We start from the raw sequence: 23,144 nt of genomic DNA, 5'->3' as shown, positions 1-23,144 counted from the left end.
TCATATAGTTATAAAAATTACTATTATAATAGTCATTTTAACGAAAAAAAAGGCAATTGTCACTTGGATAGTAAAGCCTAATTAGATTAACTATAATTATGTTTTATGTGTTATATATATTATTTTATATTTAAAGTCAGTTATTTTAGGTTATATTTGACTTGTATATACCCTTAGATTATAATCATTATAAATAAGATTTTAGTTAATCTAGAATCAAAAATTAAACGGAGGGTTATGATTATGTCATTAATTGGAAAAGAAGTTGAAGAGTTTAAAGCACAAGCTTACCATAAAGGAGAATTTATTTCTGTTTCTAATGAGGATTTTAAAGGACAATGGAGTATTCTGTGTTTTTATCCAGCTGATTTCACATTTGTTTGTCCTACAGAACTTGAAGATTTACAAGACCAATACGCAACGTTAAAAAGTTTAGGGGTAGAGGTTTATTCTTGTTCAACAGACACACACTTTACGCACAAAGCATGGCATGATACATCTGATGCGATTGGTAAAATTGAATATATTATGATAGGAGACCCCTCACATGTTATTTCACGTCAATTTGATGTACTAGATGAAGCAGCAGGGGCCGCACAACGTGGTACATTTATTATTGATCCTGATGGTGTGGTTCAAACCATTGAAATCAATGCTGATGGCATTGGACGTGAAGCAAGTGTTTTAGTTGATAAAATTCGTGCAGCACAATATGTACGTGAAAATCCAGGGGAAGTTTGTCCTGCTAAATGGAAAGAAAATGGTGAAACATTAAAACCAAGTTTTGATTTAGTTGGAAAAATATAAGGAGAAAAACATGTTAGATAATGAAACAAAAGCACAATTAAAACAGTATTTAGAATTACTTGAATCAGATATTGAGTTTAAAGCTAGTTTAGATGAGAGTGAGCCATCTAATAAAGTACGAGAATTTTTGACTAGTGTTTGTGAATTATCGTCACGTCTAACTCTTGTAGAGAGTAGTCTGAACAGAACACCAAGTTTTGAAGTCAACCAACCCGGTCAAACAAGTGGTGTGACGTTTGCAGGACTACCTTTAGGACATGAATTTCCTTCTTTTATATTGGCTTTATTACAAGTTAGTGGGCGAGCACCTAAAGTAGAAGAATCTGTCATTAAAACCATCAAAAAAATAGATCAACCATTATCATTTGAAACGTTTGTGAGCCTAACTTGCCATAATTGTCCAGATGTCGTTCAAGCACTAAATATCATGAGTATTGTTAATCCAAACATTTCTCACACGATGATTGAAGGCGGTATGTATCAAGACGAAGTTGATGAAAAAAAAGTCATGGCTGTGCCTACCGTTTTTCTAAATGGTGAAGAATTCTCAAGTGGACGTATGGAATTAAGTACTATTTTAGAAAAAATTCTTGGTAGTGTTGATATCAGTGATATCGATCAAGAAAATCCATATGATGTGCTTGTGATTGGTGGAGGACCTGCTGGTGGAGCTGCCGCCATTTATGCCGCAAGAAAAGGAATCCGTACTGGAATGGTAGTTGATACATTTGGTGGACAAGTGATGGATACGCTAGGCATTGAAAATGTCATCGGAACTCCTTATATAGAAGGTCCGCAGCTGATGAATCAGATAGAAGAGCATGTGAACCAATACAATGTTGATATTATGAAAAATCAACGAGCAACTGATATTCACAAAAATGAGTTTGTCGAAGTGTCTCTGAAAAGTGGCGCAGTGATAAAAACAAAATCATTGGTTATCTCAACTGGTGCTAGATGGCGAAACATCAACGTACCTGGTGAAAAAGAATTTAAAAATAAAGGGATTGCCTATTGCCCTCATTGTGATGGACCGCTTTTTGCTGGAAAAGACATTGCAGTTATTGGTGGAGGAAATTCTGGTATTGAGGCTGCTATTGATTTAGCTGGTATGGGAAAACATGTTTATGTACTAGAATTTTTACCTGAATTAAAAGCCGATAAAGTGTTACAAGATAAGTTATATTCATTATCCAATGTTACGGTAATAACGAATGCGGCAACTAAATCAATTGAGGGTAGTGATAGTGTTGAAAAATTAGTTTATGAAGATGTTAATACGAAAGACCAACATGAATTAAATGTCAGTGGTGTGTTCATTTTGATTGGGTTAGTACCCAATACAGAATGGTTGCCAGACACAATTGATACAACAGATCGTGGTGAAATCTTAGTTGATAGCCATGGTATGACTAATGTTCCAGGCGTTTTTGCTGCAGGAGATTGTACAAATAGTGCGTACAAACAAATTATCATCTCTATGGGAAGTGGTGCAACAGCTGCTTTAGGTGCGTTTGATTATTTAATTCGTCAATAACTAAAAAAACTGATTCCGATTATGGGGTCAGTTTTTTTTTGCACGCTATTATGTTTTACATAGTAGTTGTATTGTGATATATTGTATTCAGTAGTTGGTATGACATAGTAGTGGAGGAGAACATGAAACAAACTCAATTATTAAAAGGGATTCTTGAAGGGTGTGTACTATCTATCTTAAAAGATGAGACAACATATGGTTATGAATTAGTTCAAAAATTAATTCAGTTTGGGTTCGCCGATTTAAGTGCGGGGACAGTGTATCCTTTATTACAAAAATTGGAAAAGCAACATATGATTTCTGGTGAACTAAGAGCCTCGCCAGATGGCCCAAATCGTAAGTATTACTCGCTCACAGAAGAGGGAATAGACCGTTTGGAAGAGTTTAATGATCAATGGGAAAAACTCAGTGACATTGTGAATGTCATATTAAAAAGGGGATAAGGTAATGATAGAGGAAATGATTGAAAAAAATAATGAGTTAAGAGATAAATTAACACCAGAGAATAAAAAATATTATGAGAAAATATTACTATATACACGATTTAAAGGATTGTTTGGCGATGATGAGATTATTGAAACGGCATTATTAAATATCTTATATGATTTACTTGATGCACAAGAATCAGGTATTTCAGCTGAAGATTATTTCGGTAAAGAACCGAAAAGTTATTTAGATGAGTTGTTCAAAGAGATGCCACAAGTTCCTTTAAGAAAAAAATTATCCATATTTTATATGGTGTTTGGAATTAGCTCAGGATTTTCTTTATTTAGTACACTCACACAAAGAAATCCTTCAATAAATATTTTGACCATTTTATTAAATGGAGTACTTAGCATGTTGTTAGTATTTAGTGTGTTTAAATATTTAGAAAAAATGACGTTTAAAGTCAGTAAGCAATCAAAAATTCTAGAATATATAGGTGCTTTCGTTATTGGCGGATTGTTAACAGTGGGCTACATTGGTTCGGTTATGATAGGAAATAGGTTTTTATCTATTCCGCTTCCTTTATACCTGTCAATTTTTGTTATAGTTATTGCAATGATAGTTGTTTCGTATGTTATTATCAGAAGAAAAAATAAACCCTATTATAGTTACCTAGTCTTTGGTTGGGGAATTACTTTTTTTACTACAATAAGTAGATTGCCACAGACACAAAAATGGTTTGAATCAGAGCCTGTCATGATAGGAAGTATCATAGTGATATTATTAGGTAGTTTTTTAACTGCAAGATTTTCTCAAAAATCTATTTTAGAAGAAGACAAATAAAAAAGAAACTCGTAAATTTACGAGTTTCTTTTTTTGGTTTTATTTTAACCAACTTTCAACTTTATCTTGGTTGTTGTCGACCCATTCTTTTGCAGCTACTTCAGGACTTTCTCCTTCATTAATAGCTAACATGACTGTTCCCATATCTTCGGTTGTCCAGTTGAAGTTTTTTAAGATTTTATAAGCTTCTGGTGAATCATCTTTCAACCCTAAACGAGTAAATGTGTTGATTTGTTCAGGAGCCCCCATCGCTTCTTTAGGATCTTCTAAATATTTTAAATCATATTTAGAGAACATCCAATGAGGAGTCCAACCTGTAATAATAATTGGTTCTTTATTTTTGATCGCTTGATCAAGAGCAACAACCATTGCTCCAGAAGAAGATGTCTCAACTTTCCAATCATTTAAGTTTGGATAAGTTTTAATTGTATTGTTAGCAGCTGTTACGACTCCAGCGCCAGGTTCAATTCCTGTAATAGTTTTATCAGCTTGGTTTGATAAATCTTCAATAGAAGAAACATCCATATAACTAGGAACAACTAACCCAACTTTTGCTCCGTCTAAATTTGGACCAAGAATATCAATTTTGTCTTTATATTGATCAGCTTGAGCTTTATGAGTACTAGGCAACCAAGCAGACACACTAGCATCAGCTTTTCCTGTTGCAACAGATTCCCACATAATAGCATTATCTAGTGGCGTTGTTTCAACGTCAAATCCTTGACGCTTCAATACTTCTGCTAATACATGTGTTGAGGCAACTTCTGAATCCCATTCAACATAAGCCAAGTTAATTTTTTTATCACTTGATTTATTTGAAGATAGGAACATAGATGAGCCAATGGCAGCAACTAAAACTGCAACAGCTGCAATAATTGTTACTTTTTTCTGCTTAGGATTTGTGGCTTTTGTTTTTTTAGCACGTGGTTTATTGACATACTGTGTGAATCGATCGATGATAATCGCTAAAATAACTAAAGCTAATCCATTAACAAACCCATTACCAACTTGTGCACGTTGTAAGGCTGATAATACACCTCGACCTAAACCAGGAGCACCAATCATTGATGCAATAACCACCATTGATAGAGCAAGCATTGTTGTTTGATTAATACCGGCTAAGATAGTACTTTTTGCTAGTGGTAATTCTAATTTAAATAATTTTTGCTTTCCTGTACTACCAAATGAATCGGCCGCTTCGACTAATTCCTCTGGTACTTGGCGAATACCTAAATTCGTGAAACGAACAGTTGGTGGTAATGCGAATATAACTGACGCAAAAACCCCTGGAACCATCCCAATACCAAAGAATGCAACAGCTGGAATTAAGTAAACAAAACCAGGCATTGTCTGCATAAAGTCTAAGATAGGAGTTAAAATAGCTTGAGCTTTATCACTTTTAGCCATTAAAATCCCAAGTGGCACACCAATAATAATAGAGAGAACACTTGAAATTAAAACTAGTGTCACTGTATTCATTAAATCAGCCCAGAGACCTTGGTTTAAAATAAACAATAGACCAAGAAATGTGAAAATAGTTAGCCCTTTTTTCTTATCTGAAATATAGAAAGCTAGAGCAGTTATTAAGATAATAAAAATCAGTGGTGGAATGGCAGTTAATAAATTTGTCATGCCTCCCATTACTTGTTTTCCTAGATTTTCAATTAAAGCAAATAATCCTGAAAAGGTATTTGTAAACCAATCTGTGATATTTTCTACCCAGTCTGCAACTGGTAAAGCATTCATTAGTATACTATTCATTATCCATCACCTCATTTTCATCAGTTGTTTCAGCTAGTGCTTCAATCACGCTTCCTCGAATCACAACACCTAACAAGCGATCGTTATCTTCATTGTCAACAACAGCTAGTGGTGTTGGAGAATCATAGATGAGAGGGAAAATATCACTAATTAGCATATCTTTTTCCACTGTAATAATATTTTTATCTAAGACATCATGTAGTGTTTGTTTGTTTTTTCTAGCTTCTGCAGCAGCATCTGCTGTAATAGTACCTAGTAATTCACGTTTTTTATTTATAGCAACTAACATACTAACTTCTTCACTTCTCATACGTTGTAGGGCAACGTTTGGTCCGTCAATATCAAGATTAGTTGTTATTGCAGGCACCATGATATTTTGTGCCGTTAAGACTTTTGAACGGTCAACATCTTCAACGAATTCACGGACGTAATCATTGGCTGGATTTGTTAGGATTTCTTCACCAGTACCAATTTGCATAATTTGACCATCTTTCATTAAAGCAATTCTATCCCCAATTCTCAAAGCTTCATTTAAATCATGGGTGATAAAGATAATGGTTTTTTTCACTTTATCTTGCAATTCAATTAACTCATCTTGCATTTCACGACGAATTAATGGATCAAGTGCTGAAAAGGCTTCGTCCATTAATAAGATTTCTGGATCATTTGCTAAGGCACGTGCTAATCCTACACGTTGTTGCATCCCACCTGATAATTGATCAGGGTATTGATCTTTAAAAGTAAGTAAACCAGAATTTTCTAATGCTTTTTCGGCACGTTGTTGTCGTTCTTCTTTTTCAACACCACGAACTTCTAAACCATATTCTGTATTTTCTAAAATTGTACGATGTGGAAATAAGCCGAAATTTTGGAATACCATACTCATTTTATGACGTCTTACTTCTCTTAATTCATCTTTATCAAGTTTGGCAATATCTTGTCCGTCAATATAAATATCACCAGAAGTTGGCTCAATAATTCGATTAATTAGCCGAATTAATGTTGACTTACCACTACCAGAAAGCCCCATGATAACGAAAATTTCGCCTTCTTTGACGTCGAAATTAACATCATATACACCAACAGTTGCCCCAGTTTCTTTGACAATGTCTGTTTTGGATTTTTTTTCTTTTACCATTTGTAAAGCAACCTGTTGTTGTTGTTTTTTACCAAAAATTTTGGTCAAATTTTCAACCTTTACTTTAGTCATTACAAAACTCCTTTATATAATTTCTTTTTTGCTCGAAGTGACCACACTATGTTATAACGAAATGGTCACTTTGTCAAAGATAAAAAAGCCTTATTATCATATTTTCTGAAAATAAAATGATAATAAGGCTTGATATAACTAGGATTCAGATGGATAAAAAAAATTTGAGAGACGTTGTTTTGAAAATTCATCTCCAATGAAATATAAAATGTCACCAGCAGTTATTTTTGCGTAAGGACCAGGTGATACGAGAAGCTGTTGGTCATGTAATATAGCGACAACTGTTGCGGATGTTTCTTGCCATATATTTAAGTCTTTGATGGTTTGATTGAGATACTTTGCTTCGTTTGTTAAAAGTAGCTCAGATGGAAGAAGTGGATTGGCATGATTGATTTTTTTTGTTTGAGAAACAAGTAAATTCGCTAAATCAGTTAAGTCATCCAATTCCTTTTTTTGTTGTTGAATATTCATTAGTAAGTCTTGTTTGATTTCTTCAATATTTTGGACATCTTTATATTGTGATAAAAAAGAAGTTGCTTTTTCTTTTGATGCTACAATGACACCACTGCCATGTTTGACTTCCATAATACCAACATCAACTAAAATATTGACAGCTTTTCTGGCTGTTTCGGGTGATACACTAAAAGTATTAGCTAAAGTTGATCTGGCATGAATTTTGTCACCAACTTTATAGTAATTCGTATCAATTCGTTCAGCAATTTCAATTGCCACTTGTTGATACTTAGGTAATATAATTTTTTTATGTTTGACCATGTTGCTCGACCCTTTCTACGTTACTTATTATCGCTATCGTACTAAAAAAAGAACTAAAATGCAAAAAGGTTTTTTATTGACTAACTGGTATTTGGATTCTAATAAACATATTTCTCTCTAGTTTTGAAGTATGTGACATTTTTCTGATAACTTCACATAAATAGTCACCATTAATTCGTCTGTGTGAGGTAGTCACTTTGTCTTTAAAGGCTATGAAACATCTTTTTTTCTTTAACGAAAGACTGATAGTAATCAATTACAAATTCGCTAGATTTTAAAGTCACAACATTTGATAAATGGTTCAAATCAGCCGAACAAAAAACGAAAAAATTATTGGAGTAAAGAGTATCTTGAAGTAAATCAATCTGTTTGATGATAGACTCAACATGACTGAACTGTCTCAGATATCTTTCATATTACATGCTCGATAAATCATAGATATTGACATCAATTGTGTACGTATATAGGTAACGAGTTGGGAATGATTGGTATTCAAAAGATTGAATTTCTCTATTTTTTTGGTAAATCATGTTATTATTTAAAAATATTTCAGTGATATTGATTTGTTGCTGAATTTTTTTGTTGTTCTTTTAATGCGTTAAGATTTAACGCCAATGTTTCATGTATCCTTGGCTCATACATGTGCGACTGTTGTGAATCGCACTCCATCATTATTACAAGCACCAGCAGGATTTATCACAGCAGAAAAATTAAACGAAGTAGAATTTACTACTTATCCATTACATATGTATAAATATATAAATAAAAATAGGGTAAACCGCGGGGATACTTTTTAAGTATTTACCGCAGTCTTTTAGATTATTTCGCTAAACGAGTGTTCTTATCTTGTCTTAGAAAAAAAATGATGATATGGTTATTCTTTAATAATGCAGTTCCATGTTGAAAGGAATGAACATCATTGTCTGAAAAAATTCGACAACAAGAAGAAGATTATTTGAAATCAACGTATCATCAGTTGCAGAAAACACAGAAAACACTTAGTGAGTGGTTAAATGAAACAAAGCAATCTGGTCAAACGATGATGAGCAAAATTACAGAAGACATTAAACTAAATGTAGATGGCATATCTGATAAGTTAGATAGTTTTTCGCAAATAGAAATGAAAAATCGTGAAATTGATCAGTATAATATCAAAATTAGAAATGGTGAAGTCACTTTAGATAAAGTTAATCGATTATTAGAAAATCCATATTTTGGAAAAATTAAAGTCGACTTTTTAGATGAAGAAGAGCCAGAGTCTTTTTATATTGGGATGCATGGTTTTTCAGATGCTAGTAATGATAACTTGATTTATGATTGGCGCTCTCCAATAGCTGAATTATTCTATAATAATGAAATAGGCCCTTCATCATATAACGTGAGAGGAAATGCCATTGAAACATCCATTGAAGAACGACGTCAATTTGTCATTGAAAAAGACAAGCTGATTACTTATTTCGATACGATGGTGTCGATTCAAGATGATGTATTGCTCGATGCTTTAGCAAAAGATGATACCAAAAAAATGCGGGACATCACAGCGACAATTCAAAAAGAACAAAATGTGATTATTCGTGACACAAGTACGCCTTATATGTTAGTCAATGGAGTGGCAGGTAGTGGGAAAACATCAGCTATTATGCAACGAATCGCGTACTTACTATATAATATGCAAGATGACATTACCTCTGATGATGTGTTGATACTGTCTCCAAACAAAGCGTTTATTCAATATGTGTCAGACGTATTGCCATCATTAGGAGAAAAAAATCCACGCAACATGACATTGTTACAATTTGCTCAAAGTTATATGCGTCGACATATTGAGTCAGAAGAAAATTATTTCAAACGAATTTCTAAAGAGAGCGTGTCAAAAGAAACAGAGTACTTAAGAGATGGTCAGTTTATTCATTACATAAAAGATAATGTTTATCGAGAGTTTGATAGTAGTAAATTGTTTGATGATATTACACTACGTGATAAAACGATTATTTCAAAGGAACATATCAAACAATTATTTGATGAAACACCAAACAATAGTCCGCATGTTGACCGAGTACAAGGAGTAAAACAACGCTTGTTAAGTAGTTGGAATCAACGTTTAATCAAACAATCTAGAACTAAAAAAATCCATGACCAAGTCACATCTTTAACAGAAGAGCAACAAGAAAAATACTTTGGGCATTTAATCCAAGATGATTCTGAAAAAAGCTTAACACGTTATGCTGAACAACTTTTAAGAAAGAAATATAAAAAAGTAACACAGCAAATCAATCGTTATCGTTGGCTAAATCAGGAGATTTTATTTAATGAATTATTTAAAGGATTTTCGGGTGTCACATATCAAAGACAAATGGCTCCTATTACGTTAGATGAAGCTATTGCAATATTGACGATTACACATTATTACGTAGAACGACTTACTATGCCAAATATGCGATTTGTCTTAGTGGATGAAGTACAAGACTACACTCCAGCACAGTTACAATTCTTACTGTTGTTGTTTCCAAAAAGTGATTTTACTATGGTGGGGGATGAGAATCAGGCTATTTTTAATACAAACACACCATTTAAAGCAATTGAAGCATTGTTTACCTCTGATGGTAAAGAATTAACGACCTATCAACTATTGACGAGTTATCGTTCGACAGGGGCTATTACGAAAGCATTTAATGAATTATCTTTATCAAAAAATGCAACAATTGTGCCAATCAGACCACAAGGAGACGAACCTGTGCTGATTCAGTATAACGAGTTATCTGATATCAACACAATCGTAACGGATATTTTAACAGAATTGAACGGCGAAACATTAACCATTATTGTTAAAACAGAGGACGAAAAAGAATTACTTGAACGTTGGTTTGACGAGTCATTGAATGTGCAGGTGACAAGTATTAACTTAGCTAAAGGTCTTGAATTTGATAATGTGCTACTCTGGGGTGCGTCAAGTGAGCATTACCATGACATTAGAGATCAAAAAATACTATATACAGCCTTTTCTCGTGCTATGAATCGACTGTATATTGCGTACGATAAAAACATCTCGCCACTTCTATCTTATTTATTTTAATATTAATAGACAGACTACTTATCACCCGATAAACTAGGAGGTAAGTAGTCTTTTTTAGGAGGGAAAACATGGTTGGTTGGGTTTATTTTTTCATTATTATTTTTGCAAATAGTATAGGTGCCGTATCAGGTATGGGTGGAGGAGTGATCATCAAACCATTATTTGATACATTAGGATTTCATGACGTATTAAGTATTTCATTTTACTCAACTGTAGCTGTTTTAAGTATGTCGATCGTCTCAACAATCAGGCAAGCACAAAATGGGATTAAAATAAATTGGTCATTTGCATTATGGCTATCTTTTGGTTCTGTCTTAGGTGGTATATTTGGCAGTCTTGGATTGGACAAATTAGTTGGTATCATGCCTTCTGAAAAGATCGTCTCATTGGTTCAAATCGTCTTGATTGTTGCAACGTTACTCTTTTCATATGCATATAGTAAAAAGCACTGGAGAGGGTACCAGTTAAACAGTACGATTTCTATTCTAGGATGTGGGTTATTTTTAGGAGCGATTGCTAGTTTTCTAGGAATAGGGGGAGGACCTTTAAATGTGGCTCTATTGATGATGCTGTTTCAAGTACCCATTAAAGATGCCACAGTATATTCTATTATTACGATTCTTTTTTCACAATTATCAAAGGTTATCACGATTTCAGTAAGTACCGGATTTTCTCAATTTGATTTAAGTTTACTTATATATATCATTCCAGCTGGTATTATTGGTGGCTTTTTAGGAGCCTATTTAAGTAAAATAGTATCGTCAGAAAAAGTGACGACAATTTATCAATTTGTGATAATTGGAGTTCTTTTTGTCAATTTTTATAATGCGTACAAATTATTCTTATAAGAATTTTAACTTTTGAGGAACAAATGGTCTCTTTTGTCATTTTAAACGCGTTAAATAAAATGTTTTTTTAGATTGTGTGCGTTAGAATAGTCTTTAGTAAGAGTAGAAACAAATACTGGAGGTTATGATAATGTATACAAGTAATGGAAATTATGAAGCATTTGCTCGACCAAAGAAACCAGAAAGAACAGATAAAATTTCAGCTGTTTATTTAGTAGGCTCAGGATTAGCCTCATTATCTGCAGCAGCTTTTTTAATCAGAGATGCTCAATTACCAGGTAATAAAATTACGATTTTAGAAGAGTTACCACTTCCAGGTGGATCTCTTGATGGCATTGATAAAGATCACTATGGTTTTGTTATACGTGGTGGTCGTGAGATGGAAAATCACTTTGAATGTTTATGGGATTTATATCGTTCAGTTCCATCGTTAGAGGTAGAAAATGCCTCAGTATTAGATGAATTTTATTGGTTAAATAAAGAAGACCCCAACTCATCCGAATGTCGCTTGATTCATAGTCAAGGTATTCAATCAGATACGGATGGAAAATTTACATTGACTGAAAAGGGATTAAAAGAAATTATCTCATTGTGTTTAACTAAAGAAGATGACTTACAAGATAAAAGAATTGATGAAGTCTTTTCACAAGAATTTTTTGACTCTAATTTTTGGAAATATTGGTGTACAATGTTTGCCTTTGAAAACTGGCATTCAGCAATGGAAATGCGTCGCTACTTAATGCGTTTTGTGCATCATATTGATGGATTAGCAGATTTTAGTGCATTGAAATTCACAAAATACAATCAGTATGAATCTCTGGTGATGCCATTAGTTGACTATTTAACTGAGCAAGGTGTGACAGTTCAATACAATACAAAAGTTGATAATATCATCGTGAATTGTTCTAACAATCAAAAAATAGCTGAAAAATTAGAATTAATAGTAGACGGTAAAGAACAAACAATCGAGTTAAAAGAAGACGATTTAGTGTTTGTAACAAATGGTTCAATCACTGAAAGTTCAACTTATGGTACACAAACAACACCAGCGCCAATTCCAAGTACAGAAGATCTTGGTGGTAGTTGGAATCTATGGAAAAAATTAGCTGAACAATGTGATGAATTTGGTCACCCAGAAAAATTCTGTGAAAACTTACCAAGTGAAAGCTGGGTTATATCAGCTACAATTACAACATTAGATAAAAAAATAGCACCATATCTTGAAAATATCAGTAAAAGAGATCCTTATTCAGGTCGTGTTGTGACAGGTGGGATTGTCTATTCTGAAGATTCAAATTGGCGTCAAAGTTACACTATTAATCGTCAACCGCACTTTAAAAAACAACCTAAAGATGAATTAGTTATCTGGTTTTACGCATTGTGTTCAAACAAAGATGGAAATTATGTGAAGAAACCAATTACCTCATGTACTGGTGAAGAAATAGCGAAAGAATGGTTGTATCATATCGGGGTACCCGTTGATAAGATTGATGATTTAGCTAAAAATTCTGTTAATGTTATCCCAACTTATATGCCATTTATTACGTCTTACTTTATGCCAAGAGCAAATGGTGATAGACCATTAGTTGTCCCAAATGGTTCTAAAAATCTAGCATTCATTGGAAATTTTGCTGAAACGAAACGAGACACAGTGTTTACAACAGAGTATTCTGTTAGAACAGCGATGGAAGCTGTGTATGAATTAATGGACGTTGATAGAGGCGTACCTGAAGTATTCGCATCAGCATTTGATATTCGAACATTACTTCGTGCAACTTATTATTTAACAGATAAGAAAACTCTCCCTGAAATAAAAGTACCTTGGTTAATGAGTAAGGTTGAAAAACATGAACTGAAAAAAATTCAAGGCACATTTGTTGAAGAGTTATTAAAAGATAATCATTTATTATAATTGAAAAAGCAACTTCAAATGAAACTGGAGTTGCTTTTTATTTTTGTCTTAATTGGTTTAAAATATCTGTGGCTGTTTGGGTATTCATATGGGGAGACTGTCTTAGTTTTTCTGTGACTTGTTCTATTTCATCCCCAGTGGCGCCAACTTGTATAGCTAAAGAGCTTGCATGTAATTTCATATGCCCTTTTTGAATACCATCACTAACCAGTGCTTTTAGTGCGGCAAGGTTTTGAGCAAGACCTACTGAAACAATTATTCTAGCAAGTTCTTCAGACGTTGATATAGACATCATATTTAAATTTGCTTGTGCCATAGGAAGAACCGAAATAGCTCCTCCCACGCTACCAATTGACATCGGTAAAGTCAGTTTCCCAACTAAGTACTCATCTTGCACGTGCCATTCTGTCATACTTTGATACGTACCGTTCTTGCTAGCATATGCATGAGCAGCAGCCGAGACAGCTCGCGGATCGTTTCCTGTTGCAATAACAACAGAATCAATACCATTCATGATGCCTTTATTATGAGTGACAGCACGATATGTATCGAGGTTGGCATATTGAGTGGCTTTTTCAATTCTTTGAGCAATGTTTTTCCCACTAGTTGATTGATTTCCAAGTTTATCAAAAGGAATCGAGCAAGTCGAAGTGACAAGGGATTCGGTGTTATAGTTACTCAAAATAGACATCAGTGCTTCACCACCGACTAAATCAACAATAAGTGGGGTGACCCCTTCAAGAATCGTATTAATAATATTCGCTCCCATAGCTTTTTGGACATCTACTAATAAATACACAGTTAAAAATGTATCATCACCGTTTTCAGATTCAAAAATGTCGCAAGTAATCTCTTTTAACCCGCCACCACGTTTTACGATTGATGGGTGAGCGTTATCTGCGACTTCTTTAATTATATCAACCTGTGACAAAATTAGCTTTTTAGCGTCATTTGGATTCGTTACGCCTGTTAAGATAATTTGCCCGCGTTTCAAATAAGTTTCGATAGATGTTTTAAAACCATTGGGTCTAGCTAATTTAGCAGCATTGCTACAAGCAGCTATAACAGAAGGCTCTTCAACAACCATTGGAATGATTTTTTCTTCACCATCAATCAGAAAATTCAGTGCAACACCTAAAGGAAGTGGAAATTGAGTTAATTGATTTTCAATCAGAGAATTAGCCACGTCATTATCTAAAGGTGAATTGTTTTTAAACAAGCAATAGTCTTTGTCGTCTAGATAATGCTCACTAAGTAAGATAGAGAGTCTTTCATCTCGTGTTTTCTTATAAAACTTATTAAATAAATTCGTCACTAAAATACTCTCCTTGAAATTTAGTTTTTACCGTACAGACGTTGATGATTATCAGTACCTTTAAAGAAAAAGATGCCATTGTCTGTTTTATCTTGATTAAACAAATGATTACCATCTGAATCGATGCTTAATTCTTTGGTAAACATCGTCGTATAGTCTTCGATAGATAAATCCATTCTATTGGTTAATAGTTTTTCATGTTCAGCTGCTAATAAAGAATCTTTAAAACCATCAACTAATTTTCCGGTAAATATTTCTGCTACAGCACCGCTACCGTAACTAAAGAAACCAATGCGATCAGTTGCGGTAAGAGAAGATGACGCATGTTCAATCAAGGACATAAAACTTAAATACAATGAACCAGTGTAAATATTTCCGATATCACGAGAGTAGTTTGTACTATATTGGTAGTTTTCTAGTAATAAGTCTTTGTTTTTTGGTGCCTCTTTCTCCAAAACTGGTAGTAAAGCTTTTTTCCCCATTTTGGTATAAGGTAAATGGAAACAAAAAGCAGAAAAATCTTCTAGTGATAGATTAGTCCGTTTAGAATATTCTACCCATAACTCACTGAAAAAAGAAATATACGCTTCATTTGAGAATTTGCCATCGACAATGGCTGTTTTAGAATAATTTGGTCGCCAAAAATCAAAAATACTTTTTGTCATAGAAACGGATACTTCCTCAATTTCTAAAATACTAGGTGAAGAGCTGATAATCATTGCAATAGCACCAGCTCCTTGTGTGACTTCGCCAGAACTATTTAGTCCATATCGTGAAATATCTGATCCAATTACTAATGCTTTTTTATCTGGATGCAGTTTAACAAAGTCAACAGCCATCATTAAACCGGCTGTCGCACCATAGCATGCCTGTTTTAAATCAACTGATTTTGCAAAAGGATGGATGTCTAGTAGTTGATGAATAAATGAAGCAACTGATTTTGATGCATCGACACCTGTTTCAGTTCCAACAACGATTAAATCTATGTTATTTAAATCATTTTTTGTAAGTAGAGGATAGGCGGCATTTGCAGCCATGCTGACTGTATCTTGACTTATAGGAGGAACAGACATTTTTGATTGTCCAATGCCTATAGTAAATTTATCAGGATCTACCCCACGATAATTTGCTAGTTCTTCTAATTTAATATATGTGTTTGGGGTGTAAAAATTTATTTTATCTATACCAACCATACATTTAACCTACTTTCTTTTAGAATAAGAGTCATTTATAAGTATTCTATCATAGAAAGAGATAAAGAGTGGAACTTCTTCAGTGATTTTAGTAATCTCTTAAAGTATAAAAAAACAGAACTCTTAAAAAGAGTTCTGTTTAGTATATTTTTTAATTAAGCTTCTTCAGGTTTAGCATTAACTAACTCAGGTTCTGCAACGATATCGTTAGCTTCATCTTCAACAGGAGCAGCCATTTCAACTACAGCACAAATTTGTTCTTCTGCATCTGTAATGATTGTAAACTCATCATGTTTAGGAATATCAGCAACTACTAAAGAATCTCCAATTTCTAAATCTTCAATGTTTACTTCAACACGTTCTGGTAATTTATCTGGAGTAGCTGATACAATAACACTATATAAGTTTTGTTCTAGAATACCACCAGATTTAACTCCTTTAGAAGTTCCAACAAGTGATAATTCAGCTTCTACTTCAGTTTCTTGAGACATATCTACTGCTAAGAATTCTACGTGAATCCATGATTTAGTGAATGTATCTAATTCATAAGTATGTAATAATGTACTAATTTTTTTACCGTCTAACTCTAATACATAAACAGCATTTAATCCATTTTCACGAATATCTTTTTCAAGTTGACGGGCATCAACAGAAATTGATAGATTTTGTATACCGTTACCATTTACAGCTCCAGGTACACGTCCTTCTTCTCTAAGTTTTCTGCGGATAGATCTTGGTCTAGTTGCTCTTTCTTCTACTTTTAACACTACTGACATAAATAATTTCCTCCTTTAGAATATAACATCTTAATTAGTTCGTTATTTAGTTCATGTAGACGTAATCGTTGTGATGAGCTAATCGATTAATCTAGGTGATATTGATAAGTGTGTTAAATTTATCAATAACGAACAATAAGATTATATTATACCTTTTGAGGCAATCTTAATAATTAAATACTAATTAATAAGTTAAATATGGTGACTAAGGACTTAAGCAATCCATATATTGCCTGCTCATCATGGTTTTAAACCACACTATAATATAAGCTTATGAACTAACCATACGACGAAAAGAAGAAAAGGTCAAGTGATATAGTTTTAAACAAAAAAACAAACTCCATGAGTTTGTTTTTTTGTTATGATAAAGAACTAAATAAATATTCTCTTACTAATTGTTCAGTAGCGTCAATAGAATCTTTATGGGTTCTTTCATAAGCATGACTTGACTCTATACCTGCTCCAATTAGCCCGTGTTTAACATCTGCTCCAGCTTTCATTGCAGCAGATGCATCACTACCATAATAAGGATAAATATCTAATTGGTAAGGAATTTTTTTCTCCTTGCACAGTGACACGAAATGATTTCGAAGGTCTACATGATAAGGACCACTAGCATCTTTGACACAGATAGATACGGTGTGTTCATCTGTTTGTTGATCATCTCCCATAGCTCCCATATCAACTGCAACATATTCAACAACTTGAGAATCAATATTTGAATTTCCACCATAACCGATTTCTTCGTTATTTGAAAAGAAGAAATGGGTTGTGTATGGCAAGGTTTGTTTGGTTTCTTTTAGATTGATTAAAAAATTTATTAGAATAGCTGCGCTAACTTTATCATCTAGATGACGAGATTTTATATATCCTGATGGTGTAATAATTGTTCTTGGATCAAAACTAATAAAATCTCCTACTTGAATACCAAGTTGTTCTGTTTCATCTTTTGAAAATACTTTTTCATCAATTCTAACTTCCATATTTTGTTGGTCGCGTTTAGCTGTTCCAGCATCTTTATAAACGTGAACACTAGTTTGATGCATTAAAATCGTACCTGTGTAGTCTCCGTTATTTTGAGTATGAATTGTGCAGTATTCACCTTCAATTGAATTGAAATGAAACCCACCAATTAAGTCCAATTTTAACCTACCATCTGGTTTAACGGCACGAACCATAGCACCTAACGTGTCAATATGAGCAGTAATAAATCGTTGTTTCTCTTGATTTGTTCCAGGAACAGTGATTATTAAACTTCCTTTATTATTAATACAAGGCTTATAACCAGATTTATTTAATAGGTTACTAATAAATGCAATAATTTTTTTAGTATCTCCCGTTGGAGAAGGAATATTGGTTAATTCCTTTGTTAATTCAATAGTATCTTTATACAAATGACTCATCCTTTCTTTTTAATTAAGGGTAGATGAATCATTCATAAAAAGCAATGCTTATTTTTTATAGGATAGATGGTTATGTTTTTGTTGAGAGCGACGATAACTTTTTTCATCCCAAAGCATTAACCATAATAATACAAGTGGGGTCAATATAATTAATGCAACATCTAATCCCATATTACCTAAAATAACACCAATAATTAAGACAATTAAAATTAGAGCATATCTTCTGATAGCAAACATAAAACCACTCCTTAAACTATTTGATAGAACATATGTTCTTATCTTTGAATATATTATACAAACATCCGTTCCCTTTGTAAAGAAAAAAATAAAGCATAGTGTTATGCTTTATTAAATATGATTTCTATAAAGTCCAACCACTTTACCTAAAATAGCGACACTGTTTAAGATAATTGGTTCTAATGTATCATTTTCCGGTTGTAATCTAATATGATTTTTTTCTTTAAAAAACCTTTTACATGTTGCTTCATTTTCATCTGTCATAGCAATAACAATTTCACCATTAATAGCAGATGACTGTTTTCTTACAATGACATGATCACCATCAAATATCCCAGCATTTATCATACTATCTCCACGAATGGTTAACATGAATAAACTGTTTTGTTCATATTTTAAGTCAGGAGGTAATGGGAAAAAATCTGATGCTTCTTCAACAGCTAAGATTGGCTCACCTGCAGTTACAACACCAAGCATTGGAATAAAAGGAGAGTTAACGCCAATCATTTTTAACCCTTCATTTGTTAATTCGATTGCTCTGGGCTTAGTTGGATCACGAGTAATCAATCCTTTTTTTTCCAAACGTGATAAGTGACCATGAACAGTAGACGTTGATGAAAGGTTAACAGCTGTTCCAATTTCTCTTACAGTTGGAGGATACCCTTTTTTTTCAACTTGTTCATGAATATATTTTAAAACGTCTAATTGCCTAGAAGAACGTTTAGTTGACATGATGATACCTCATTTCCTTTTTTTTGAGTGTAACATAATTTTTTCTTAAAATCAAACGCATGTTCGTACGTTTGAACGATATATAATTGTTTTTTTATCTTTTTTAAGCTACTATTTAGGTAGTACTTTAAGGAGGTCGTGACTTATGTTAAGTGAAAAAAAATTAGCAAGAATTAATGAGCTAGCAAAGAAAGCAAAAACAACTGAGGGACTAACTGACGTTGAAAAAAAAGAACAACAATTATTGAGGGAAGAATATTTACATAGTTTTAGAAAAGGTATGAGAAATCACATTGAGGGAATGAAAGTAGTCGATGAAGAGGGGACAGATGTTACTCCTGAGAAATTAAAACAAATCCAAAAAGAAAAAGGATTACATGATCGATAAAATTGCATGTGTTATTTCTATAAAAACGCTTGTAAAATAATATTATTAGATGTAAAATACAATAAAGGTAAAAAAAACCTAAATAGGAGGGCGTTATATGTTATTTGATCAAATTGATCAACTAGGTGTGAATGCAATTCGTACCCTTAGTTTAGACATGGTTCAACAAGCAAATTCAGGACATCCAGGATTACCCATGGGGGCAGCTCCAATGGCTTATACTCTTTGGACAAAATTTTTAAAGGTCAATCCTAAAACATCAAGACAATGGGTAGACCGTGATCGTTTTGTGTTATCGGCAGGACATGGTTCTGCAATGCTTTATAGTTTACTTCATTTGTCAGGTTATAACTTACCAATGGAGGAATTAAAAAAATTCCGTCAATGGGATAGTTTGACACCAGGACATCCTGAAGTTCATCATACAGATGGGGTAGAAGCAACAACTGGTCCATTAGGTCAAGGAATTGCGATGAGTGTTGGATTTGCGATGGCAGAAGCGCACCTCGCTGCAACATATAACAAAGATCAATTTAATATCGTTGACCATTACACGTATGCTTTATGTGGTGATGGTGATTTAATGGAAGGTATTTCTCAAGAAGCAATCAGTTTAGCTGGTCATTTAAAACTTGGTAAATTAATTGTGTTATATGATTCAAATGGTATTTCATTAGACGGACCATTAGATAAGTCATTTACGGAAGACGTTAAAGGTCGTGTTGAATCATCAGGATGGCAACACATTTTAGTCAAAGATGGCAATGATTTAGAAGAAATTGCGAATGCTATTGAATCCGCACAAAAAGAAACTACAAAACCAACCATGATTGAAGTCAAAACAGTGATTGGGTTTGGTGCTGAAAACGAAGGGACAAACAAAGTTCATGGTGCACCACTTGGAGCTGAAGGTGTGGCGTTTGCTAAAAAATCTTACGGTTGGGATTACCCAGCATTTACTGTACCAGAAGAAGTCGCAACACGTTTCCACGCTGATATGGTAGAAAAAGGTGAAAAAGCAGAAGCAGAGTGGCAAAAACAATTTGCTGATTATAAAGCTGCTTATCCAGAACTAGCGAAACAATTTGAAGAAGCCTTCAAAGGTGACGTGACAGTTGATTTGGAATCTGTTTTACCAACATATGAACTTGGTGAAAGTGCGGCAAGTCGTGTGACAAGTAAAGAAGCCATTCAAGTCTTATCTAAAGAAATCCCATCATTCTGGGGAGGATCTGCCGATTTATCATCATCAAATAATACCATGGTGGCAGCTGAAAAAGATTTTGAACCAGGACAATATGAAGGCCGTAATATTTGGTTTGGGGTTCGTGAATTTGGTATGGCAGCAGCAATGAATGGGATTGCTTTGCATGGTGGAACACGTGTCTATGGTGGAACATTCTTTGTATTCGTTGATTACCTACGTCCAGCGTTACGTTTATCAGCGATTCAAAAAGCCCCTGTCACATTTGTGTTAACACATGATTCGATTGCGGTTGGTGAAGATGGTCCAACGCATGAGCCAATCGAACAGTTATCAAGCTTACGTGGGATACCAAATGTAAACTTAATTCGTCCAGCTGATGGCAATGAAGTATCAGCTGCATGGAAATTGGCCGCAACGTCAACGGAGACACCAACTGTTTTAGCTTTATCAAGACAAAACTTACCTGTTCTTGAAGGAACAAAAGAAAAAGCCTATGAAGGCGTGGGACGTGGAGCATACGTATTATCTCCATCAAAACGTGACACACCAGACGGAATCTTAATCGCGACTGGATCAGAAGTTAAATTGGCAATGGATGCTCAAAAAGCGTTGTATGAAAAAGAAGGCGTGGATGTGTCAGTCGTTTCAATGCCATCGACTACTTTATTTGACGCACAAGATACAGCTTATAAAGAAAGTGTGTTACCTTCATCAGTGAGCAAGCGTGTATCAATCGAAATGGGTGCAACATTTGGTTGGGAACGTTATGTTGGCTTGTCTGGAAAAACGATGGGCATTGATCGATTTGGTGCCAGTGCACCTGGCAATAAAGTGATTGAAGAATACGGATTTACAGTAGAAAATGTTGTAAAAACATTTAATTCTTTATAATAAAAAAACCCGGTAGTTTTTAAACTTTCGGGTTTTTTTGTTTATTATGATATAATTTATAATTAGTTAGTGGTGTGAATAGATAGTGTTGTATAATAGTAAAAAATAAAAAAAGCGCCACAAAAGTTGATTAAGGACTAAGCCTTATTTTAACTCGCTATATTGTTTTGAATGCTTCCAAAAAACATACTAAGGTTCCTTTCAATGCATACACGTTTTAGAACTATGAAACTAATCATTATTTATAAAAATCTATGTCAATGTTACTTTGTTGACATAGATTTTTATTTTATTTATTCAAAGATTTGTTCATGCCCATAAAAATGGCTTGCGCTAGACCCATTGCACAAAATAGTGTTGCGACGATAAAGGCAATATTGTAACCATGTAAAGTAGCAGATAACACATCTGATTTGTAAGTAATAGGAGAACTTAACAGAAGTGATTTATGCGGCATATCTTTTAGGGTTGCTTGAGATAGGAAACTAATTAAGATGGCTGTCCCAATAGAGCTGAATAATTGTTTTGCTGTATTATTTGCAGCGGAACCATGACTAATGAGAGTATCAGGTAGTGAATTCATACCAGCTGTGGTTATTGGCATCATAACCATACTGACACCTAGCATTCTGACGCCGTAAATAATGGTGATAAAATGCATAGGTGTTTTTTCATTTAGTGTACATAAACAAGCAGTCCCAATTGTTAGTAAACTCATTCCGATAATTGATAAATATTTTTCTCCATACTTATCAAATAATTTACCAGTAATGGGCATCATAATGCCTAAGATTAAAGCACCTGGAAATAACACTAATCCAGAATGAAATGGATTATACCCACGAACATTTTGGATATAGAGAGGGAGTACCATTTCAGCACCAACCATAGCCATATTCACAATACCACTTAAAATGGTTGTATTAATAAATAATTTTGATTTAAAGACCTCCATACGCAAAAAAGGGTTACTGATTTTAAGTTGTCTTTTGCAGAAAATCACCACAAGGGCAGTCCCTAAAATAAGTAATAAAAGAACAAGAGGATCTGTCCAGCCATGATCTCCGACAAGAGAAAACCCATAAAGTAAACTACCAAAACCAAGAGTGGATAGGATAGGTGAAGGAATATCTATTTTTGAAGGATGCAAGGGAAGCACATTCTGCATAAAAATAATAGATAGAACGATAACAAAAAGAATGATGGGGATAAGTAAGCCAAATAAGTAACGCCAGTTGAAAGTATCGATAACCCAACCAGAAAGCGTTGGACCAATAGCTGGAGCAAGACCGATAACAATCCCTGCAATACCTAGTGCTTTACCACGCTCATTTTCAGGATAGATGCTTAACATAATGGTTTGTAAAAGAGGAAGTGAGATACCAACTCCCATAGCTTGAATGATTCGACCAAATAATAAGAGGTTAAAAGAAGTTGAGACAAAGCAAATAATGGTTCCTATTAAAAAAAGAGTAATCGCCCCAATGTATAATTTTTTAGTGGGAACATTATTCATAAAATAAGCACTAACTGGAATCATTATACCATTGACTAATAAAAATCCGGTTGTCAGCCATTGAATCGTTGAGGTTGAGACAGAAAATTGGCGCATTAAATCAGGATAAGCAGTTGTTAGAAGCATTTGGTTTAAAACAGTGCAAAAACTTCCAATAATAATTGTAATGACTAATATATTACGATGTTTGAGTTTGACAATTGGTTGTTCCATAAAAATCCCTCCTTAAATCATATGATGTGATATTACGCTACTTTTTTGAAAAACTAATGAAAATGTTTATGATTTATTGTCA

The 23,144-nt window shown here is 33.8% G+C and carries 20 protein-coding genes; 10 read left to right on the top strand and 10 right to left on the bottom strand.

Going from position 1 to position 23,144, the window contains the following annotated elements; translation table 11 throughout:
* Window positions 1-243 precede the first annotated feature (243 nt).
* The 4 genes from ahpC to MN581_RS03325 all read left to right on the top strand — a co-directional run bounded on the left by ahpC (window position 244) and on the right by MN581_RS03325 (window position 3,613).
* Window positions 244-807, top strand: coding sequence for an alkyl hydroperoxide reductase subunit C (ahpC, locus tag MN581_RS03340; RefSeq protein WP_117973108.1), 564 nt, complete (start codon window positions 244-246; stop codon window positions 805-807).
* A 10-nt stretch (window positions 808-817) separates the two neighbouring features.
* Window positions 818-2,344 carry an alkyl hydroperoxide reductase subunit F gene (gene ahpF / locus MN581_RS03335; protein WP_241699187.1) on the top strand — a complete coding sequence of 509 codons (1,527 nt, stop codon included), beginning with the start codon at window positions 818-820 and terminating at the stop codon, window positions 2,342-2,344.
* Window positions 2,345-2,466: 122 nt separating this feature from the next.
* Complete coding sequence (locus MN581_RS03330) at window positions 2,467-2,787, top strand: PadR family transcriptional regulator (protein ID WP_071456497.1); 321 nt, start codon at window positions 2,467-2,469, stop codon at window positions 2,785-2,787.
* A gap of 4 nt (window positions 2,788-2,791) precedes the next feature.
* Window positions 2,792-3,613, top strand: a complete 822-nt coding sequence (locus MN581_RS03325; RefSeq protein WP_117973106.1) for a DUF1129 family protein — start codon at window positions 2,792-2,794, stop codon at window positions 3,611-3,613.
* Window positions 3,614-3,652: 39 nt separating this feature from the next.
* On the opposite strand, the gene MN581_RS03320 is transcribed toward MN581_RS03325, so the two are convergent.
* The 3 genes from MN581_RS03320 to MN581_RS03310 all read right to left on the bottom strand — a co-directional run bounded on the left by MN581_RS03320 (window position 3,653) and on the right by MN581_RS03310 (window position 7,358).
* Complete coding sequence (locus MN581_RS03320; RefSeq protein ID WP_117973105.1) at window positions 3,653-5,374, bottom strand: ABC transporter permease/substrate binding protein; 1,722 nt, start codon at window positions 5,372-5,374, stop codon at window positions 3,653-3,655.
* A complete protein-coding gene (locus MN581_RS03315) occupies window positions 5,367-6,584 on the bottom strand; it encodes a glycine betaine/L-proline ABC transporter ATP-binding protein (protein WP_117973104.1) in 1,218 nt (405 codons plus the stop codon). Before MN581_RS03315 ends, MN581_RS03320 begins: the two co-directional genes overlap by 8 nt.
* A gap of 138 nt (window positions 6,585-6,722) precedes the next feature.
* Entirely contained in the window at window positions 6,723-7,358 is a 636-nt protein-coding gene (locus MN581_RS03310; protein WP_241699186.1) for a TrkA C-terminal domain-containing protein, read from the bottom strand.
* Window positions 7,359-7,972: 614 nt separating this feature from the next.
* Here MN581_RS03310 and MN581_RS03305 point away from each other — a divergent pair.
* The 4 genes from MN581_RS03305 to MN581_RS03290 all read left to right on the top strand — a co-directional run bounded on the left by MN581_RS03305 (window position 7,973) and on the right by MN581_RS03290 (window position 13,191).
* Window positions 7,973-8,155: a hypothetical protein gene (locus MN581_RS03305; protein WP_241699185.1), complete on the top strand. Its 183-nt coding sequence runs from the start codon at window positions 7,973-7,975 to the stop codon at window positions 8,153-8,155.
* Window positions 8,156-8,277: 122 nt separating this feature from the next.
* Window positions 8,278-10,431: a UvrD-helicase domain-containing protein gene (locus MN581_RS03300; protein WP_241699184.1), complete on the top strand. Its 2,154-nt coding sequence runs from the start codon at window positions 8,278-8,280 to the stop codon at window positions 10,429-10,431.
* A 68-nt stretch (window positions 10,432-10,499) separates the two neighbouring features.
* Window positions 10,500-11,279, top strand: a complete 780-nt coding sequence (locus tag MN581_RS03295) for a sulfite exporter TauE/SafE family protein (RefSeq protein WP_241699183.1) — start codon at window positions 10,500-10,502, stop codon at window positions 11,277-11,279.
* Between the two features lie 130 nt (window positions 11,280-11,409).
* Window positions 11,410-13,191, top strand: a complete 1,782-nt coding sequence (locus MN581_RS03290; RefSeq protein WP_117973100.1) for an oleate hydratase — start codon at window positions 11,410-11,412, stop codon at window positions 13,189-13,191.
* Window positions 13,192-13,228: 37 nt separating this feature from the next.
* Here MN581_RS03290 and MN581_RS03285 read toward each other — a convergent pair whose 3' ends face one another.
* The 6 genes from MN581_RS03285 to lexA form a co-directional block, all read right to left on the bottom strand.
* On the bottom strand, window positions 13,229-14,506 hold the full coding sequence (locus MN581_RS03285; protein WP_117973099.1) for a hydroxymethylglutaryl-CoA reductase, degradative: 1,278 nt from the start codon (window positions 14,504-14,506) through the stop codon (window positions 13,229-13,231).
* A gap of 20 nt (window positions 14,507-14,526) precedes the next feature.
* Complete coding sequence (locus tag MN581_RS03280) at window positions 14,527-15,699, bottom strand: hydroxymethylglutaryl-CoA synthase (protein ID WP_241699182.1); 1,173 nt, start codon at window positions 15,697-15,699, stop codon at window positions 14,527-14,529.
* A 155-nt stretch (window positions 15,700-15,854) separates the two neighbouring features.
* Window positions 15,855-16,475, bottom strand: coding sequence for a 50S ribosomal protein L25/general stress protein Ctc (locus MN581_RS03275; protein WP_117973097.1), 621 nt, complete (start codon window positions 16,473-16,475; stop codon window positions 15,855-15,857).
* A 359-nt stretch (window positions 16,476-16,834) separates the two neighbouring features.
* Window positions 16,835-17,878 carry a M42 family metallopeptidase gene (locus MN581_RS03270; RefSeq protein ID WP_199500905.1) on the bottom strand — a complete coding sequence of 348 codons (1,044 nt, stop codon included), beginning with the start codon at window positions 17,876-17,878 and terminating at the stop codon, window positions 16,835-16,837.
* Between the two features lie 48 nt (window positions 17,879-17,926).
* Window positions 17,927-18,115 (bottom strand): hypothetical protein, encoded by a 189-nt coding sequence (locus tag MN581_RS03265; protein WP_117973095.1) that lies wholly within the window; start codon window positions 18,113-18,115, stop codon window positions 17,927-17,929.
* 111 nt (window positions 18,116-18,226) lie between these two features.
* The gene (gene lexA / locus MN581_RS03260) at window positions 18,227-18,847 is read right to left on the bottom strand and encodes a transcriptional repressor LexA (RefSeq protein WP_117973094.1); all 621 of its coding nucleotides are present in this window, start codon (window positions 18,845-18,847) and stop codon (window positions 18,227-18,229) included.
* 145 nt (window positions 18,848-18,992) lie between these two features.
* On the opposite strand from lexA, the gene MN581_RS03255 reads away from it, so the two are divergent.
* Both MN581_RS03255 and tkt read left to right on the top strand, forming a co-directional pair.
* Window positions 18,993-19,235 carry a DUF896 family protein gene (locus tag MN581_RS03255; protein ID WP_117973093.1) on the top strand — a complete coding sequence of 81 codons (243 nt, stop codon included), beginning with the start codon at window positions 18,993-18,995 and terminating at the stop codon, window positions 19,233-19,235.
* A 97-nt stretch (window positions 19,236-19,332) separates the two neighbouring features.
* The gene (tkt, locus tag MN581_RS03250) at window positions 19,333-21,333 is read left to right on the top strand and encodes a transketolase (RefSeq protein ID WP_117973092.1); all 2,001 of its coding nucleotides are present in this window, start codon (window positions 19,333-19,335) and stop codon (window positions 21,331-21,333) included.
* Window positions 21,334-21,622: 289 nt separating this feature from the next.
* On the opposite strand, the gene MN581_RS03245 is transcribed toward tkt, so the two are convergent.
* Window positions 21,623-23,062 carry an MDR family MFS transporter gene (locus MN581_RS03245; RefSeq protein WP_117973091.1) on the bottom strand — a complete coding sequence of 480 codons (1,440 nt, stop codon included), beginning with the start codon at window positions 23,060-23,062 and terminating at the stop codon, window positions 21,623-21,625.
* Between the last annotated feature and the right edge of the window lie 82 nt (window positions 23,063-23,144).

This window comes from Vagococcus sp. CY53-2, assembly GCF_022604695.1.
Lineage (GTDB): Bacteria > Bacillota > Bacilli > Lactobacillales > Vagococcaceae > Vagococcus.
Note: the sequence above shows the minus strand (reverse complement) of the source record. Positions and strands in the feature narration are given on the sequence as shown.